This is a genomic window from Fibrobacter sp. UBA4297, from assembly GCF_002394865.1.
Taxonomy (GTDB): domain Bacteria; phylum Fibrobacterota; class Fibrobacteria; order Fibrobacterales; family Fibrobacteraceae; genus Fibrobacter.
Genome location: NZ_DGUZ01000013.1, coordinates 138,866 through 156,289 on the forward strand (window position 1 = coordinate 138,866; position 17,424 = coordinate 156,289).

Sequence of the window (17,424 nt, forward strand, 5' to 3'; positions counted from 1 at the left end):
GTAGGCTTTGTATGATAAAGAGAATTTGTCTTTGGGTTGTTGCGTTTGCGAGTGCGGTGCTTGCTAATGAAATTCCAGAGCGAGCAGAAGCTGAAGGTGGAACGGACCATATTTATTTTAACGGGAAAGAGTGCCGTATTGTAACTCATCCCCTCAATGAGTTTATCGCCAAACATTATGCGGAGTGGCCATTTAGACCATCAAGTGCTCGCCCTGCATACGGAAATCCTCCTTTGTACACGTATTTTATTCCCAAAGATGGTGGTGGCTATTTAGCTTATTGGAGCATTCGAGATTCTTCGCTTTATTTGGATAGCGTGACCATTAATTCCAAGTTGCGTGTTGTGCCTCTTATTCGCAATATTCACTATTTAAAGGGGAAAGACAATACAATTGTATCGGTAAGTATTCCTCCGCAAGAAATTGTATTGAATACATCTGCAGAAAAACGAGCTGTAAAAATTCAAAAGAGCGAACCGTTGTTTGCAAATTTTGTCAGCGACACGATTGAATTTGATTGTGGAAGGTCTCACGTTTATAAAAGTGTTGTGAGAGAAGGCAAAGTAATTTCGTTGCCTAAAGAATTGTCGTATGGAGAAAAACTTTATTATAAAAATAGTGATGAAAATCCTATCCCAAAGCCCTATCGCGAGTTTTCGTCTCCATTTGAAAACTATTATAAGATTTTGGATAGCCTTCGTATTGCGATAGATGTTATGAATAGTGAGGATAGGCTTGCGCAATTACGCGAGGATCCGAGGCTTAAATGGTTTGAAAAAATATTTAATATAAATGCAGTCGATTTTGATCGTGGTCATCCTATATATGCTAGTGATGAAGGACGTTCTTTCTATGTCACACCTAAAGGAGATACACCTTTTAAAGAGATTCTTTTGGGATTAAAACATAATGAAAATCCTATTGAAGCGGTCAAATTGTTTTTAAAAACGATTATGGTCATGCAGAAAAATCCTTCGTTCGAAAAATGGTTGCGGTATAAAATTCCTTTAATGAATTACTATCAAGTTTACCTTGAAAAACGCGATTCGTTATTTGTTCTTTGGGAATCAATTGATATAGACTCTCTTTGGAAAGATGTTGGCATGAATGGCGAGTATGTTGGAACGTTAAGCTTTATTAATGAGGCTGTCCCTCAGTATGAATTTATTTTAAGCGATAATGGGGATGTCCTTGTGACTTGGGCTTTTGTTCCTGAAAATGAAAATTTTTATAATATCGCATCTGACAATACGGATCCCTTTTTTGCAATGCAAGGAATAAAACTTGTTGCTCGTATGAAACCGTGCAATCATCCTAATTTTAATATTAAGATAACTGAGGCTAATAAGAATGCATTGTTTTTCGATTACCTCATTATCCGCAATGACGGTACAATCGAATACGGCCCGAAATCGGGGGATAAGTAAGTTTTGACGAGGGTGTTTTTGATGATAAAGAAAATTAGTTTTGTCGTTTGCTTATTACTTTTTTTGGATGTTTATGCTTGTAAATACACGCCTGGTCCTTGTGAAAATAAACTCATAAAGGTGGAGACTTGCCCTGGTATCCGTGATGATATGGCTTGTGCACGGCTTGATCCGAAATTTAAGGATTTTGAAAATTTTTTTGATGTTGAAAAAGTAAGATCAGATAGACGGTTTGATAGTCGTTGTGAAGATATTGGGAAAAATTTTACTTTTTATGTAACGCCTAAAGTTAAAATACCGCTTGAAAGTATAATTTTTAAATTCGAAATGACTTTTGCGGATAGTTTGTTTAAAAAATCTCCAATAGATGCTGTAGAATCTTTTAAGAAAATGGCGGCTGCTATCCATAAAAATCCATCTTTCGAAAAATGGTTGGAAAAAAATGCTAAGGAACGTCGTGCAGAGGAAAAAGAGTCTCATCCATTATTAGTTTGTAAAAATATTGCCGTGATAGACAATCAAGAAGGTATATACGTTAAGGGTTATGCTTGGGAACCTATCGAAAATATTTGGAATGAAATAGGAATGTCTGGTAAATATGTTGGTTCGTTAACTTTTTGCAAGGCTCCGGATTGTTGGTGTAATGTTAAACGTAAGATTAAAGTTGAACGATGTGGATCACTTGAATTCTTGTTAGGTGATAATGGGGATGTTTTCGTTCCTGAAATATGGAATATGAATTCTAAAAAGGAAAATATATTAGATGTTTCTTGGAAAGAACTCGACCGTTTTGCTGATGGGTTGAAACAATGCGAGGTTCAAAAATCTTCTAAAGGGATTTTATCATATGTTGAAGATTTTCTGTGCAATCATTCTTTAGTTTCAGAAAAACGTTGCACGGAATGGCGTTCAAAATACTATAAGACTGAATACTGTGATTACCTCATTATCCGCCACGACGGTACAATCGAATACGGTCCGAAATCAGGGGATTTGTAAGATCTTTTAATTTGGTACATAAAGCATCATGCCCGACTCATTTGCTCCTGTCCTACGCTGTCATTCCCCACTTGATGGGGAATCTCCTTGTAATATTTATCAGTTTTTATAATTTGTAATTATGATAAAGAAAATTTCGCTCTTGGTCGTTTTATTTGAGTGTTTAGTACTTGCGTATCAGACTCCTTTGATTGCGTATAAAGAAGGTGGGACGGACCATATTTATTTTAACGGAAAACAGTGCCGTATTTTAACGCATCCGCTTAACGAGTTCATTGCTAAACATTATGCGGAGTGGCCGTTTAGACCGATAAATGCATGTACAGGGCTTTGTAATAGCCCGATATTTGCTTATTTTGGTCCTGAAAATGGTGGCGGTTACACTGCTTTTTGGAGCTTTCAAGATTCAGCGCTTTATTTGGATAGCGTGAAAATAAATGCTTGTTCGCGCTCTTTATATACAAAGAGTGATGATCAAAGGGTCGTGTCGGTAAGTATTCCCCCGCAAGAAATTGTATTGAATACATCTGCTGAAAAACGGACTTTCAAAAGCCAAAACAGCGAACCGTTGTTTGCAGATTTTGTTAGTGATACCGTAAAATTTGAATGTGAATCAGGTTATAGCAGCTATGTAAAAGAAGGAAGGGTTGTTTCTAAACCCCGAAAAACAGTATTTGAAGGATGGCTTATAGGAGGTACAAAACCTATAATGCAACGTAATTCCAAAAGAATGAATGCTGAACCAGATTCGCTGAGTCCAAATCTTTACCAAGAAGGAAACTCTCCGTTTGTTGCTTATTATAAAGTTTTAGACAGCCTTCGCCAAGTGCTAGATGATAAGGGAATGGAAGTGTATCTTGAGGAATCGCGAATAGATCCGAGATTCAAAAAATTTGAGGATTTCTTTAAAATTAACGCGATAAGCACATGGTATTATGATTCAATGCATGAGGCAGATGATCGTTATGTTTTTTATGTATCGCCTAAAGGAAAAACTCCATTTAAAGAAATAATCTTTAGACTTCGCAAGTATGAAACATTTGAAAATGATCCGTCGGTGTATATTAAGTTGTTCTTAAGAACTCTTATCGCCATTCGTAAAAATCCATCATTTGAAAAGTGGCTGGATTATAAAAGGCCTTTCATGAATTTTCAGGATATTGCCATTGTTCGTGAAGATGAAATCAATGTTCTTGTAGAGCCAACTTCAAGGGTAAGGGAAAAAATCTGGAGTGATGTTGGAATGAAAGGCGAGTATGTCGCTACGATACGGTATCGAGATAATGATTTGCCTCAGTATGAATTTTGGTTAAGCGATAATGGTGATGTGCTCGTTACATTTGCGTTTGTTCCGAAAATGGAAAATTTTTTCAATCTTAAAAATGGGACGATAATTCCATATGGAGGGTTCGATAGAATCGAAGCTCGCATAGAACGATGTGAAGGGTTCGACTCGAAAAAGAATTCGTTTCGAGATGGCTATTGTAACTACCTCATCATCCGTAATGACGGTTCAATCGAATATGGCCCGAAATCAGGTGATTGGTAATTTTTGACGAGGGTGTTTTTGATGATAAAGAAAATTAGTTCTGTTGTTTGCTTATTACTTGTTTTGGATGTTTATGCTTGTAAATACATGCCTAGTCCTTGTGAAAATAAACTCATAAAGGTGGAAACTTGCCCTGGTATCCGTGATGATATGGCTTGTGCACGGCTTGATCCGAAATTTAAGGATTTTGAAAATTTTTTTGATGTTGAAAAAGTAAGATCAGATAGACGGTTAGATAGTCGTTGTGAAGATATCGGGAAAAGTTTTACTTTTTATGTAACGCCTAAAGTTAAAATACCGTTTGAAAATATAATTTTTAAATTCAATATGGCGTTTGCAGATAGTTCGTTTAAAAAATCTCTATTAGATGTTGTAGAGTCTTTTAAGACAATGACTGCTGCTATCCATAAAAATCCATCTTTCGAAAAATGGTTGGAAAAAAATGCTAGGGAACGTGCGGAGGGGAAAAAAACTCGTCAATTATTAATTGCTAATAAATTTTTAGTGATGAGCGATCAAGAAGAACTTATTTATGAAAATATTGCAGTGATAAAGAATCAAAAAGATATACATGTAGGGGGTAAATCTTGGTACGATTCTGACGAACCTATAGAAAATGCTTGGAATAAAATCGTAAAATCTGGTAAATATATTGGTACATTAGCTTTTTGTGAAGCTCCAGATTTTTGTTCTAGAGTTGAATACTGTGGATCACCTTATTTTTTGTTGGGTGATAATGGGGATGTTTTTGTTCCTGAAATAAGGATGTCGTTATGGAATTCTAAAAAAGAAAATATATTAGATGTTTCTCAGAATGAAATAGACGCTATTCCTGATACTAGATTGAAACAATGCAAGGTTCAAAAATCTTCTAAAGGAATTTTATCATATGTTGAAGATTTTTTGTGCAATCATTCTCTAGTCTCAGAAAAACGTTGCGCAGAATGGCGTTCAAAATATTATAAGACTGAATATTGCGACTACCTCATTATCCGCAACGATGGTACAATCGAATACGGCCCAGAATCGAGGGATATGTAATTTAGAAAGACCGCTTCCGGAATAAGTCCGAAGAAGCGGCTTTTGCTTTTTACTTTGGGGCGAGACGTTTCTGCCGGAGAGCTTCTAGCTTGGTTTGCATTTCCGCGATTTTTTCTTCGGATACGCCTAGTTCTTGCAAAACGGCTTTGGTGTCGGCTTGATTTTCAAGATGCTCTTGTTCGCGACCCTCTTCGCGGCCTTCTTTACGGCCTTCTGCACGACCTTCTGCACGACCTTCAACAAGGCCTTCATCATGACCTTTCGCGAAGCCTTCGGCTTTAGCTTTTTCGCTGGCGTTGATGACAAGTCCGATTGCCCAGCTTTCGTAATCTTCCTTCGTCGTCATGTTAGCCTCCTGTGCCGCTAAAAGTTCATCAGATGCGTTCGATTGCGTCCTGTATTATTTCATTGCCAAAGCTTGGAAGTTTCTTTCCGTCTTTTGCGTGATTCAGCAGATAGAGCCATTTGTCAATAGAACTGTCGATTTCTTCGATTGACTTTTTAAAGTTGGGAACGCTAAGAAAAATATACTAAGCCGAGAGTCGCAGCGGCAAGACCTCTTGCCGATATGACCGAGGCGACATATATTGCACTTTAGTGCCAATATACTTATTTTTCTCCGAAATAGGAACGGCTGCTTTGTTCTGCTCCGCCATCGTTTTCAGGGCGTGAGTACTGTAAATTCCCCATTCATCGCGAACTTCACCATTCGCATGAGGCAGGTCAAAATTACAGATCCATACTGAAATGCATTCGGGGAGTTCGTACCGGCGGTATTTCTTGTCCTTTTCAGAAAGAGCCTTGAACTCTTTTGAAAGTTCCATATCCTTGCGTCCTTTGATGATATGGAATGCCTTGTAGAGAATTGTCCTGTCGATAAAGAAATTATTTTCAAGACGTTGCATCTCGATGTTAAAAAAGCGATTGTTACCTGTCGTTGCGAAAATGTCAAAGACAACCTTCTTTTCGTGCGGTACGCGGAAAACTAGCGCCTTGTCAAAATTAAAACGGAGCGTCTTGATTTTGCCTTCGCCTTCCAAGCCCAAAACTCCAACGAGGAAATCTTTCAGCGCCTCCTCGCTATCGAACAAAGCCTTGAATGCTGGATCATAAGTTGGGTCGAGGTACATCTGTCCCTCGAACTTCTTGCGAATGCTTTCGATATCATTTGTTTCTGTTTCCGATTCAAAAAGAATTTCTTCGTCTATAGCCATTGCTTTATCTCCAAATTTGTTTCGAATGGAGAAATGCTCCCCATCCATTATATTAACACGCTTTTTTGGAGGTTTTGTCCTGAAAAATTTGTGAAAAAAATTTGCTACGATACGGCCCGAAATCGGAGGATTTATAAAAAAGGAGATGCCCGCTCGGTGGCGGGCATGACAAGTGTAAAGTGGCCGGGATGACAAGTGTAGAGTGGCTGGCATGACAATTTGTCTTGACGCGCTTTGTTGCAGGCGAGACTGCGGAACTTTCTACAGTTTCATCACGCGCTTCATCTCGAGATTTTCGTAGCCTTCGGGACAATGTGTCGAGAGGTAAACGGTCGGGTTGTTGGCGATAAATTCGCGGACGCGGTCGAGCGTTTCGCGGGCGGCAGCAATGTCTTCAAAAACGATGCTTAATTTGTTTGCCTTGAGGGCTGCATCGCAGTAGGTCACGTCGCCGTGCATCATGTAGAAAAGTCCTTCGTTTTCGGCGACAATGATGCTGTTACCTTTGGTGTGTCCCTTGGCTTCGATAAAGTAAATACCATCAGCGATTTTTTCTGCCTTTGGGAAATTGTGGTAAGGCCCGTCCTTGTAAGTGCAGCGCACGATGTGCGGGCCTTCGAGTTTCATGGCGTCGGCATCTTCGGGCGAGACGAACACCATCGCGTTTTTGAAGTACTGGATGGCGGCAGAATGGTCCGGGTGCTTGTGCGTGATGAGAATTTTAGTGACCTGGTCGGGCCTGTAGCCGAGTTCCGCAAAGGCTTTGGTGTAGTCCTTTAACTTTTCACCCATGTAAAGCGGTGCGCCGAGTTTCTTTTCGGGCGCTTCAAAGTCGTTGACGAACCCTGTATCGACGAGGATGACTTCGCTCCCGGTGTCGATAAGAAAGTTTTGCAGGCTGCTGCGGTAGATGATCTGTTCGTCAAACTTGTCCTTGCCTTCTTCACCGCCAAAGGCAAACGCCTGGTTCATGAAACCATGGTCAAACATGCGTACGGCTTTAATTTCCATATGCTTCCCCTTCTGAAAAATGTATGCTTTTATACCAATATATACTCAAAATTTCTCAAATCAAAATGGGGTGTTACTTCAATTTGGGGTGTAAGCAAAAAATATGGCCATTTCCGGGGCCGCTCTGCGGTTGAAATAAAAAATTTTCAGGTTTAGTCTTTGCAGATGGCTCAAGATTTCTATTTTTGTGTGTGGAAAATCCTTTTCTATCCAGGAGTCTTATATGGGCGGCTTTTGTGGTGTTATTTCCAAAGAAGATTGCGTTTGCGATCTCTTTTACGGAACCGACTACCATTCTCACCTTGGCACTCACCGCGGCGGTATGGCTGTTTTGAAATCGGATGGAGTTTTCCATCGCTCGATTCACAACATCCAGAACACTCCGTTCCGCAGTAAGTTTGAACACGATTTATCACACTTTTCCGGCAAGGTTGGCTTAGGCGTCATTTCTGACACGGACCCGCAGCCGCTCGTCATGACCTCCAAGCTGGGAACGTTCGCGATTGTGACGGTTGGTCTCATTACGAACATCGAAGATATTAAGAACGAACTTTTCCGCAACAACTGCATGCAGCTCCAGTTCTCTACAACGAGTGGCATGGTCGGTCCGACCGAAGTTGTTTCAGCGCTTATCGCGACACAGGATTCAATTATTGACGGTCTCAAGTACGTTCAGGACAAAGTTAAGGGAAGTTGCTCCGTGCTGATTATGGATAGCGCGGGGCGTTTTTATGCGTGCCGCGACAAGTGGGGCCGTACATCTGTCATCCTCGGCAAGAAGGAGGGCGCGATGATTGCCTTGCAAGAAAGCTGTGCACTCCCGAACCTCGGTTACGAATACGTCCGTGATCTTGGCCCTGGTGAAGTGGTCGAGCTCACGCCGGATGGCGAAACGGTGCTTGTTCCGCCGCGCAAGAAGATGGCGATTTGTTCGTTCCTCTGGGTGTATTACGGTTACCCGGCATCGAGCTACGAAGGACGTAATGTGGAAATGACTCGCTATCGTTGCGGTTCTGCTCTTGCGAAGCGCACCCCGACCGAAGCCGATGCCGCTTGCGGTATTCCGGATTCCGGCACGTCTCACGCTTTGGGCTACGCTCACGAAGCAGGCATCAAGTTTGCCCGCCCGTTCGTGAAGTACACGCCGACTTGGGCACGTTCCTTTATGCCGCAGGACCAGCGCCAGCGTGAACACGTCGCCTCGATGAAGCTCATCCCGATTCCGGGACTTATCAAGGACCGTCGCCTCGTTTTCTGCGATGACTCCATTGTTCGCGGAACGCAGCTCGGTAAGCAAGCCCAGAAACTTTATTCGATGGGTTGCAAGGAAACACACATGCGTATCGCTTGCCCGCCGCTCGTTTATCCGTGCAAGTTCATCAACTTCTCTCGCTCCAAGAATGAATACGATCTCATCACGCGCCGTTACATTCGCGACCAGGAAGGTGAAAACGCCGATCTCGACAAGTACACCGATCCGAATGGCCAGCCGTACAAGGACATGGTCGAATACATCCGCAAGAAGCTGAACCTCACGTCGCTTGCGTTCCAGCGCATTGACGACTTGATCCAGGCTATCGGCCTCCCGGAAGAAGACCTTTGCACTTACTGCTGGACTGGCAAGGACTACGCCGAAACGGGTGACTGCTATCATTGCCCGTGCCATTGCCACGACAAGGAAAAGGAAGAAGATAAGTAGTGTCATTCCCGCCAGAGCCTGTGCTGAGCGCAGTCGAAGTAAGCGGGAATCTCCTATTCGAGTCTTTTGAAATTGAAAATCCGACCTCATGCGAGGCCGGATTTTTTATATCAGGAGATGTTTATGGGACTTTTTAGTGGCGCTTCTTATTGTTGTTGGGAACCGCCGTGAAGGTTCCTCTGCAAGTGCCGCCGTTATACGGACCAATGGCCTGGATGTTGAAATTGTATGAGCCCTGAGCGGCCTGCATCTTGAATTTGAGGGATGCTAGCATTCTAGAAGCCTGTTCGCCAGAGACCTTGACGGAGCCTTTGTACCAAGAGGGCTGTTTGAAGTCGGCCCATTTGATGAATTTTGTCGTGCCTACAGTGCTCTTCGGGAGGGATACTGCCGGAAACGCGTAACCGATGGCGGCGTCCATTTCTTCGCCGAGGCTCATTTCGAGGGTCGGGGAAACTTCAGAATTGTACGTAATGCATACGCCTCCCATGCCAGCTGCGTCAACCTGTTCGAGTTCGCCATTTGTTGATTCACCGGCCAAAGCGAAACCTACACCAACGTATGGATTGTAAGTGATTGTTCCCTTGGAGAGGACAGCTGTTCCGCAAAGACCGCCGCAAGCGTCGATAATCGGATCCATGGCGTTGTCGCTGTAATCGTTTCCGGGGGGTACAGGCCAAACGATTACAGATGCGCCGCCGTCGACATCATCGCCGTAGCTGAACCAGTAGCCTGACGTTTCAGAGCCGTTGTCATAACCGGTTTGGATTTGGTAGATGTTGTTGTTGCCAAGCCAGGTTTCGAAATTGTTTGTAGTCGGTGCCAGAGGGTCATTCGGATCTGGAATGATTGGATCTGGCGGGTCAACCGGATTCGGTTCCGTTGTTGTAGGCAGGTAAATGGGGTATTTTGCGGCCTCGCAACCATCGTATGGACCGATTGCTGCAATGTTGAAACGGCCAAGGGTGCCATTGGCTCCTTGAAACTTGAATCTGAGCGATGCCAACTGCTTGGCCGCAGCTTCGCCTGACATCATGGTTGCTCCTTTGTACCAGCTAGGTTGCTTGAAATCAGACCAGGCGACAAACTTTGTTGTGCCTGTGTAGCTCTTGGGGAGAATAACGAATGGAACGGCGTAACCGATATTTGCTTCTGCTTCATCGCTCAGGCCCATTTCGAGCGAAACTGCCATTTCGGATGCGTATGAGACGCAAACGCCTCCCATGCTAGATGCATCTGCAATGCCTGGGGTTGCATCGAATGCTTCTCTATCGCCGACCAAGTGGAAGCCGATGCCGACATACGGATTGTAAACCAAAGTGCCTTTGTTAAGACTGTATGTTCCGCAAATACCGTTGCAAAGTTCGATGATTGGATCCATTGCGTCATCGCTATATTCGTTGCCTTTGTCTGTTGGCCAAAGAATTCTAGAACGTCCACCATCGAGATCGTCGGCGTATTCAAACCAGTAACCATATGTTTCAGTCTCGTTGCCGAAACCGGTCTGAATTTGCGGATAACCTTCATAGCCGTACCAGGTTTCGAATGGACTGTTCGGATGGTGTGTTGAAGATGAAACTCCAAAATGGCTTGAAGAACTCTTTGGATTGTCAATTGGCGGATTCTCGTGATCTGGCGGGATGAGTTCGTCGAGGTAACCGCAGCCGACAAAAAGCAAAGATGCTAACGCTGCCGTTAATATTGGTTTTTTATGGAACTTGTTGTATTTCATGATCTTCCTCCTTGATTGTTCTAGGATGCTTACAAACATAAATAAAATAATTTGAAAAAGATAACCCGTTTTTTGAATAAATGCTTGTGTATTTACTTTATTTGGTGTAATATGTTGTTTGATGATACAAAGTAAATTTTATTCGTTATACGTTGGAAATGTTGAAAAATAATAGTTTTTGCTTTATATAATACGGAATGTAAGACTTCTTTTGCTTTTTATGATACGCTTTTGAGACTGTTTCTTGTGAATGTAATTTTTTGTTTTCGTGAATGTGGTGCTGAAAAACGCAAAAACGCTCCGTGAGGAGCGCCATGTTTTCAAAACGAAATGATTCGTTTACGGATTGCAATTGGATTAAACGGAAAAATAGTATTGAAATTACCTTGTCTGTGTCATGCAGGAGTACCCATATGCAATACGGATTATGTTGAAAAAATGAAAAACAGGTGCTCCAAATGGAACACCTGTCTTAAAATTTTGATGTTTTAGGTCCTTCGACGGAGTTTACCCTTTGAGCGACTTTGTGCTCTTAGTGATAAAGATCCTGCTGAGAAATTATCGCAAGTCCTTCAGGGCAGCTTCATCTTTGGCGATAATTTCTCTTTGCGTTGCGAGCTTGGTGCGTTCGGCGTTCACGACAGCTTCCGGTGCGCCATTGACGAACTTTTCATTCGACAACTTGCGTTCGATAGAAACGGCGAATGATTTGGCCTTCTCGATTTCCTTTTCGAGGCGTGCGATTTCTGCAGCCGGGTCAAGGATACCTTCGAGCGGGATGTAGAGTTCGCCACCCGGCACCACGGAGCTTGCGCTGAACTTCGGCTTTGCGGCCTTCACGGCCACAGAGAACGATTCAAGTCCGCCGAGTTCGGTGATGATGGCCTGGCAGTCCTTCACGTTTGCTTCGGTTACTGCGTCATCGACGCTCACGACAGCCTTGAGCTTGGTAGCCGGGCTTACGTTGTAGCGACCGCGCACGCCACGCACGCTTTCCACGACAGCGAATGCCTGGTTGAATGCGGCTTCGATCTTAGCGTCGATGAGGCTCGTGTCTGCCTTCGGCCATGCACTGTTGATCACGCGTTCAGAACCCGGGAAGAGCGTTGCGTTCAGTTCTTCCGTGATGAACGGCATCACCGGATGCAACAGGTCAATCACGCCGCGGAGCACGTGGCTGAGGATAGCCATAGCGTTCTTCTTTTCGGCGGTGAGCGTTTCGCTGTTGATCACGGCCTTCTTGATTTCCAAATAGCTGGAGCAAACGTCATCCCAGACAAAGCGGTAGAGGAAACCGGCGAGTTCAGCAAAGTGGAACTCTTCCAGCATCTTCGTTGCGTCTTGGATGGTGGAGTTCAAGCGAGAGAGAATCCAGCGGTCTTCGAGAGCGAAAATCGAAGAATCCATCGGGAGCATTTCCTTGGAAAGGGCTCCTGCCTGTTCCAAGTGCGGGAACAAGAAGCGGCAAGCGTTCCAGAGCTTGTTCGAGAAATTACGACCAATTTCGAACTTTTCGCTCGTGTTGATGACAGAACCATCTTCCTGCTTTTCCTTCTTCACCGGGAGACGAACGTCCTGGTTGTCGGTGCAGAGGCTTGCCATCACGAAGCGGAGAGCGTCTGTGCCGTACTTCTTTTCGATATCCATCGGGTCCACGCCATTGCCCTTGGACTTGCTCATGGTCATGCCATTGCCGTCCAAAATCTTCGGGTGGATATAGACCGTATGGAACGGAACCGTGCCCATGTTCTCTTGGCTGAAGAGCACCATGCGGGCGACCCAGAGCGTGATGATGTCGCGGCTCGTCACGAGCACGGAAGTCGGGTAGTACTTCTTGAGCGTGTCCGTCTGTTCCGGCCAGCCCATCGTGGAGTGCGGCCAGAGACCACTGGAGAACCACGTGTCAAGCACATCTTCTTCCTGCACAATCTTATGACCGGCAACAGCATCTTCCTTCAAGTTTTCTTCTTCGGAGCAGATGAGCCAGATGCCGTTCTGAGCCTTGTAATAGTAAATGTCGTTACGGCCTTCGAATGCTTTCTTCAAGTCCTCTTCGGTCGTCGTTTCATCGGCGTGCCAAATAGGAATACGGTGACCCCACCAGAGCTGACGGCTAATGCACCAGTCGCGCTTTTCCTTGAGCCAGTCGAGGTACTTGTTGGCATAACGTTCTGGGATAATCTTGATTTCGCCGCTCGTGACAGCCTTCATCGCGTTGTCGGCGAGAACGTCCATCTTCACGAACCACTGGTCGCTCAAGTACGGTTCAATCACAGTCTTGCTGCGGTCGGAATGGCCTACCTGCATTTCGTGATCTTCGACCTTGATGAGGAGGCCCAAGTCTTCGAGACCCTTCACCACGGCGTCACGTGCAGCCTGGCCCTTCATGCCCTGGAACGGACCGGCGTTCTCGTTCAAGCTGCCGTCGTCGTTCATGATGTTGATCATCGGGAGCTTGTGGCGCAGCCCCGTAGCGTAGTCGTTCGGGTCATGTGCCGGAGTCACCTTCACGGAACCCGTACCGAATTCCATATCGACGAGGATTGCGTCTGCAATCACCGGAATTTCGCGGTTCACGAACGGAACCTTGAGCATCTTGCCGATGAACTGCTTGTAGCGTTCGTCGTTGGGGTGCACAGCGAGAGCCGTATCGCCCATGATCGTTTCCGGACGAGTCGTCGAAACCGGGATGAATCCCGAACCGTCGGCCAACGGATACTTGAATGTCCAGAAGTGACCTTTCACAGTTTCGTAATAAATTTCATCGTCTGCCACAGCCGTCTGGAGCTTGGTGTCCCAGTTCACGAGCCGCTTGCCGCGGTAGATAAGACCCTTCTTGAAAAGGTTGAAGAATGCGTGGCGGACAGCCTTTGCGCAAACCGGGTCGAGCGTGAAGCGCTGACGGCTCCAGTCGCAGCTGACACCGAGGCTCTTGAGCTGCTTTGTGATGCGGGCTTCGTATTCGTCCTTCCACTTCCAAATGCGTTCCACGAGGGCGTCGCGGCCAATGTCGTGGCGTGTCTTGTGTTCGTCCTGGAAAAGTCTCTTTTCGACGACAGCCTGCGTGGCAATGCCGGCGTGGTCCGTGCCCGGAATCCAGAGCGTGTCGCGGCCAGTCTTACGGCGATAGCGGACGAGAATGTCCTGCAGCGTGTCGTTCAGAGCGTGGCCGAGGTGCAGAGCACCCGTAACGTTCGGAGGCGGAATGACGACGGAGAACGGTTCGCCCTTTCCGCTCGGGGCAAAATCATTATTCTTGTTCCATTGGTCGTGCCAACGGTCTTCTACAATTTTCGGATTATAACGAGTTTCCATTTCCATAGTGACGCCAAAGATAGAAAAGTAGGAAGTAGGAAGTAGGAAGTAGGAAGTGAAATGTAGTGGCAAATGCGCTAATCGCGTCATCCTGAGCTAAGTGTAACGGAGTCGATATATGAAACTTGGCTCTTTAGAGCCTTAGTTGAATTATACTCAAAGAGCATAACTCTACTAGGCCACTAAAGTGGCGAGTATCGTTTAGGTTCGTAGGAGCAGGATTCAGAAAAGTCTTGAAAAATAGGGTAGGAGGGGGAAGGCGTTTGCCTTATACAGTTGTTTCCTCGCTTCAGTCGAATGTCATTCCCGGCTTGACCGGGAATCTTTCAACAAATGTTGAAGATGAATGATTTCTGCAAATAGCCAACGAAAAAATGAATTGCGCAAGCGCCTTATCGGGAAACTTGTTGCGGTATGTAGATTATACCGCAATTTTAGCAAGGGCTTGAAATTATTTCAAGTCCAGGACAGGGCGGAGGGCGACACCCCAATAGTACACGGCCCGCATAAAGCTCCCTAGCCGCTTTGGAGCGCTCGCGTTTATGGGGAAATATTCCTTCTCGTTCAAGGCATCTACGCTGTTGTATTTTTCCTTGTCGTAGCAAAGGACCTCGTCGCGGAGGCTTTCCGCAATTGAGGGTAGGCTTTCTGCCGGCGACATCTGGATTGTTACGGCGTGCATGCGCTCCGCGACCGTTTGCATGTTGTACTCGAAAGATGCCGATTTAGGGGTATTGAATACAACGTATCGGCAATCCCCTGCTATCTTCTTTACGGCGTACCCCAGATGGTTCATGCAGAGTTCAAAACGGGTAAGGTTGAACATGGGGGTAAGCTTCTTTTCCGATTCAGGCAATTCCACCAACGCGAACTGCTGTACCCTGAGCCACTCAAGGGCTGCCTCGTATGTTTCGTTTTTTCCGAGGCCATTGTGCATATAGTACGCCCGCTTCCGGAATTTTAGGAATTCATCCACATTCTCCTCGGAAAGCATTTTCTGCGTTTTTTCGTCCAGCCCATCCACAAGCGCATCGATCTGGGCGATGGCATCGAATACTGCCGACGGTTCTTGGAGCGGGAGGCTCGAATTCATCTGGACCAGATAGTAATAGCCGGTGTCATCCGTCGTCTTGGAGTATTGCGAGAATTCGGGCGCACGGGCGCCTGCGCGTTCCATGAAAATGTAGCCGTCCACCTCCAATCTCGTGGCCAACGTCTTGGCGATTTCTGCCGACGCGACAACACAAACAAGGCAATCGCCGTGTTCACCTTCGACAAGCCTGCAAGGGAAGAAAGCCTCCTGCATTTCAACCTCTTGCGGGAACTTTCCCTTCTTGACGGTAAACACCGCCATGTTCAACCCGTTGCCTGAAACGGGCGCACCGCCCGCCTGGCCATAGTCAGGCAAGGTCATCTTGTGCGATTCGCAGAGCAGGTGCGTCATGGCATCCAGCTCGCGGTGCATCTCCTTCCGGTCCCTGCGTTTTCCGGAACCCTGCAGCTGGTCGATTGCAAAGTGCAGTTTGCGGATATTCCACGGCTTGATTTTGCAAGAATCCATTTATACCATCCTTTTTTTGTCAATGACATGGTTTACAAGCTGTGCGGCGTAAGCAGTAGAGCCGCCTTGCTTGTCGTACTATATTATCGCTTGTTTATGCATGAATGTAAATACACGCATAAATCTAAAGTGCAATATACAAATCTCATGTGACAAATACTGTCTCGATTTTATCTTTTTCGAAATTTCCGCTTCTAACAAAAAAACTGCCGCAAAATTTTGCAACAGTTTCAGGGTTCTTTATAAAGCTCTTTTATTCCGCCCAAATAATGCGACCATCTTTACGAGGGGGTGCTGCTGGGAGTTCGCAGTCTGCATAACCTAAAGCGCAGTGGGCGATGCCCACCCATTCGTCTGCGTTGAGGCCGAGCGACTTGAGGATTTCCTTGCCTTCGGCACTTTCGACTTCTTCCTTGGCGCGGTGGATCCAGATGCTTCCGAGTCCAAGGCTGTAGGCGGCGTTCATCAGGTTGCCCATGGTAAGAGCCCCGTCGTACAGGTAGGTCGGAATTTCCTTTTTCGCGAGAACGAGAAGAATCACGGGGGCACCGTAGAACGGGTCAAAGCCTTCGTTCCAACCGCCAATCTTGCGGTTCATTTCAGAAATTGTGTCGCGCAGTTTCTTGTTTGTGATGGCGACTACGGCTGTCGATTGCTTGCCCATGCCGCTTGCGGCGTAGATTCCCGCTTCGGCGACTTGTGCGATGAGTTCTTTGCTCACGGTATCGGGTTTAAATTTGCGGATGCTTCTGCGTGAAAGTAAGGTTTTGATTGTTTCGTTCATAAGACCTCTAGTTTTTATTCTTTCTTGACAATCTACAAAAAATATAGGGAAAAATGAAGAAAAATGACAAAAAATAATGCAAAAGTATATGAAATAAGCGGAATAAAACTGCATTTTAATTAAAAAGCAGTCGCCAGAAAAATTACCCTTGCAGGATTGGTTTGTTAAGGTATAATGAATTAAATCCCTTCGATGGCTTCAATTTGCTTGCCGAGTTCGCTTGCCTGCAGAGAATCTTCGTTGTAAATGGCGTTGATTCTCTTGCAGCTGAGTTCAAGCAAGTTGCGGGCCTCGATGGAATCGCTTTGCTTGCGGAGTTCGCGCAGGGCTTTGTCGATTCTCTTGATGTCCTTCTGCTCAGGGTAACCCTTCATGAAGGCGTAGAAAAGCTGAATTTGCGTGTCGTATTCGCTGTCGGATTCGCAGGCGAGCAAGAACGGGATGACGCGTACGTTGAGGAGCTTCGAGAGGTCGCCCATGAATGTGTTGAGCGTGAGACCCTTCGGGAAGAGCTCTTCTGTGTCTTTCTGGATGTCTTCGGTGTTCACGAAATCGCCCTCTTCGAACTGCAAGAGCATTTCGTTGAGCATGTCCATTTCGTTTCGCTTAGCTTGTTCGCGATACTTTGCCTGGTAATAAATCGGGAGCGTCGTGAGGCAGTAATGCGCCTGGTTTGCACCGATAAATTCACCGATGTAGTAGATGTCGGCGTCTTCCTTGAGAATGTCTTCTTCGTTGTTGAAGTTCCCGATGCGGGCCGGTATAGGGATCACTTCCATGTTCGAAAGTTCATGGAGGCGTTCGCGCATGGCGTCGACGTCCAAATTTTCGGGGAGTTCCACGCCGTTTTCTTCCATCGTCTTGAGAAAGTTGTTGAACTTTGCATCGACGGCGCGGTTGACTTCTCTTCTGCTAGGCTTGTGTTCGAACTGACGAAAATCACCTTCTAACGTTAAAAGCCCGTTTTTGATCATGTCGTCAAACGGCGTTTCGTTGGGTTCGGCGTCGGGGGAGGGCAAAATGCGCGCATAGGCAATCATTCTGCCGCACAGTTGTTCGTCATTTCCTTTTTTCTGTTCGATTCCAAGCATG

General features: G+C 45.6%; 13 protein-coding genes. 5 read left to right on the forward strand and 8 right to left on the reverse strand.

What is annotated here, in order from left to right; translation table 11 throughout:
* Positions 1 to 11: 11 nt before the first annotated feature.
* The 4 genes from B3A20_RS07410 (at position 12) to B3A20_RS07425 (ending at position 5,016) form a co-directional block, all read left to right on the forward strand.
* Entirely contained in the window at positions 12 to 1,427 is a 1,416-nt protein-coding gene (locus tag B3A20_RS07410) for a hypothetical protein (RefSeq protein WP_290763243.1), read from the forward strand.
* A gap of 21 nt (positions 1,428 to 1,448) precedes the next feature.
* Positions 1,449 to 2,426: a hypothetical protein gene (locus B3A20_RS07415; RefSeq protein WP_290763244.1), complete on the forward strand. Its 978-nt coding sequence runs from the start codon at positions 1,449 to 1,451 to the stop codon at positions 2,424 to 2,426.
* 121 nt (positions 2,427 to 2,547) lie between these two features.
* Positions 2,548 to 3,975, forward strand: coding sequence for a hypothetical protein (locus tag B3A20_RS07420; RefSeq protein ID WP_290763245.1), 1,428 nt, complete (start codon positions 2,548 to 2,550; stop codon positions 3,973 to 3,975).
* Positions 3,976 to 3,996: 21 nt separating this feature from the next.
* Positions 3,997 to 5,016, forward strand: coding sequence for a hypothetical protein (locus B3A20_RS07425; RefSeq protein WP_290763246.1), 1,020 nt, complete (start codon positions 3,997 to 3,999; stop codon positions 5,014 to 5,016).
* A 49-nt stretch (positions 5,017 to 5,065) separates the two neighbouring features.
* Here the strand turns inward: B3A20_RS07425 and B3A20_RS07430 are convergent, their stop codons facing one another.
* The 3 genes from B3A20_RS07430 to B3A20_RS07440 all read right to left on the reverse strand — a co-directional run bounded on the left by B3A20_RS07430 (position 5,066) and on the right by B3A20_RS07440 (position 7,241).
* On the reverse strand, positions 5,066 to 5,362 hold the full coding sequence (locus B3A20_RS07430) for a hypothetical protein (protein ID WP_290763247.1): 297 nt from the start codon (positions 5,360 to 5,362) through the stop codon (positions 5,066 to 5,068).
* A 184-nt stretch (positions 5,363 to 5,546) separates the two neighbouring features.
* Entirely contained in the window at positions 5,547 to 6,230 is a 684-nt protein-coding gene (locus B3A20_RS07435) for a PD-(D/E)XK nuclease family transposase (RefSeq protein ID WP_290763248.1), read from the reverse strand.
* Between the two features lie 261 nt (positions 6,231 to 6,491).
* The gene (locus tag B3A20_RS07440; RefSeq protein WP_290763249.1) at positions 6,492 to 7,241 is read right to left on the reverse strand and encodes an MBL fold metallo-hydrolase; all 750 of its coding nucleotides are present in this window, start codon (positions 7,239 to 7,241) and stop codon (positions 6,492 to 6,494) included.
* Positions 7,242 to 7,464: 223 nt separating this feature from the next.
* On the opposite strand from B3A20_RS07440, the gene B3A20_RS07445 reads away from it, so the two are divergent.
* Positions 7,465 to 8,940, forward strand: a complete 1,476-nt coding sequence (locus tag B3A20_RS07445) for an amidophosphoribosyltransferase (RefSeq protein ID WP_290763250.1) — start codon at positions 7,465 to 7,467, stop codon at positions 8,938 to 8,940.
* 133 nt (positions 8,941 to 9,073) lie between these two features.
* Here the strand turns inward: B3A20_RS07445 and B3A20_RS07450 are convergent, their stop codons facing one another.
* From B3A20_RS07450 to B3A20_RS07470, 5 genes are all read right to left on the reverse strand, one after another.
* Positions 9,074 to 10,672: a hypothetical protein gene (locus B3A20_RS07450; protein WP_290763251.1), complete on the reverse strand. Its 1,599-nt coding sequence runs from the start codon at positions 10,670 to 10,672 to the stop codon at positions 9,074 to 9,076.
* Between the two features lie 558 nt (positions 10,673 to 11,230).
* The gene (locus B3A20_RS07455; RefSeq protein WP_290763252.1) at positions 11,231 to 13,993 is read right to left on the reverse strand and encodes a valine--tRNA ligase; all 2,763 of its coding nucleotides are present in this window, start codon (positions 13,991 to 13,993) and stop codon (positions 11,231 to 11,233) included.
* Positions 13,994 to 14,438: 445 nt separating this feature from the next.
* Positions 14,439 to 15,548 carry a hypothetical protein gene (locus B3A20_RS07460; protein WP_290763253.1) on the reverse strand — a complete coding sequence of 370 codons (1,110 nt, stop codon included), beginning with the start codon at positions 15,546 to 15,548 and terminating at the stop codon, positions 14,439 to 14,441.
* 253 nt (positions 15,549 to 15,801) lie between these two features.
* Positions 15,802 to 16,332: a nitroreductase gene (locus B3A20_RS07465; protein WP_290763254.1), complete on the reverse strand. Its 531-nt coding sequence runs from the start codon at positions 16,330 to 16,332 to the stop codon at positions 15,802 to 15,804.
* A 179-nt stretch (positions 16,333 to 16,511) separates the two neighbouring features.
* On the reverse strand, positions 16,512 to 17,423 hold the full coding sequence (locus B3A20_RS07470) for a hypothetical protein (RefSeq protein WP_290763255.1): 912 nt from the start codon (positions 17,421 to 17,423) through the stop codon (positions 16,512 to 16,514).
* Position 17,424 lies beyond the last annotated feature (1 nt).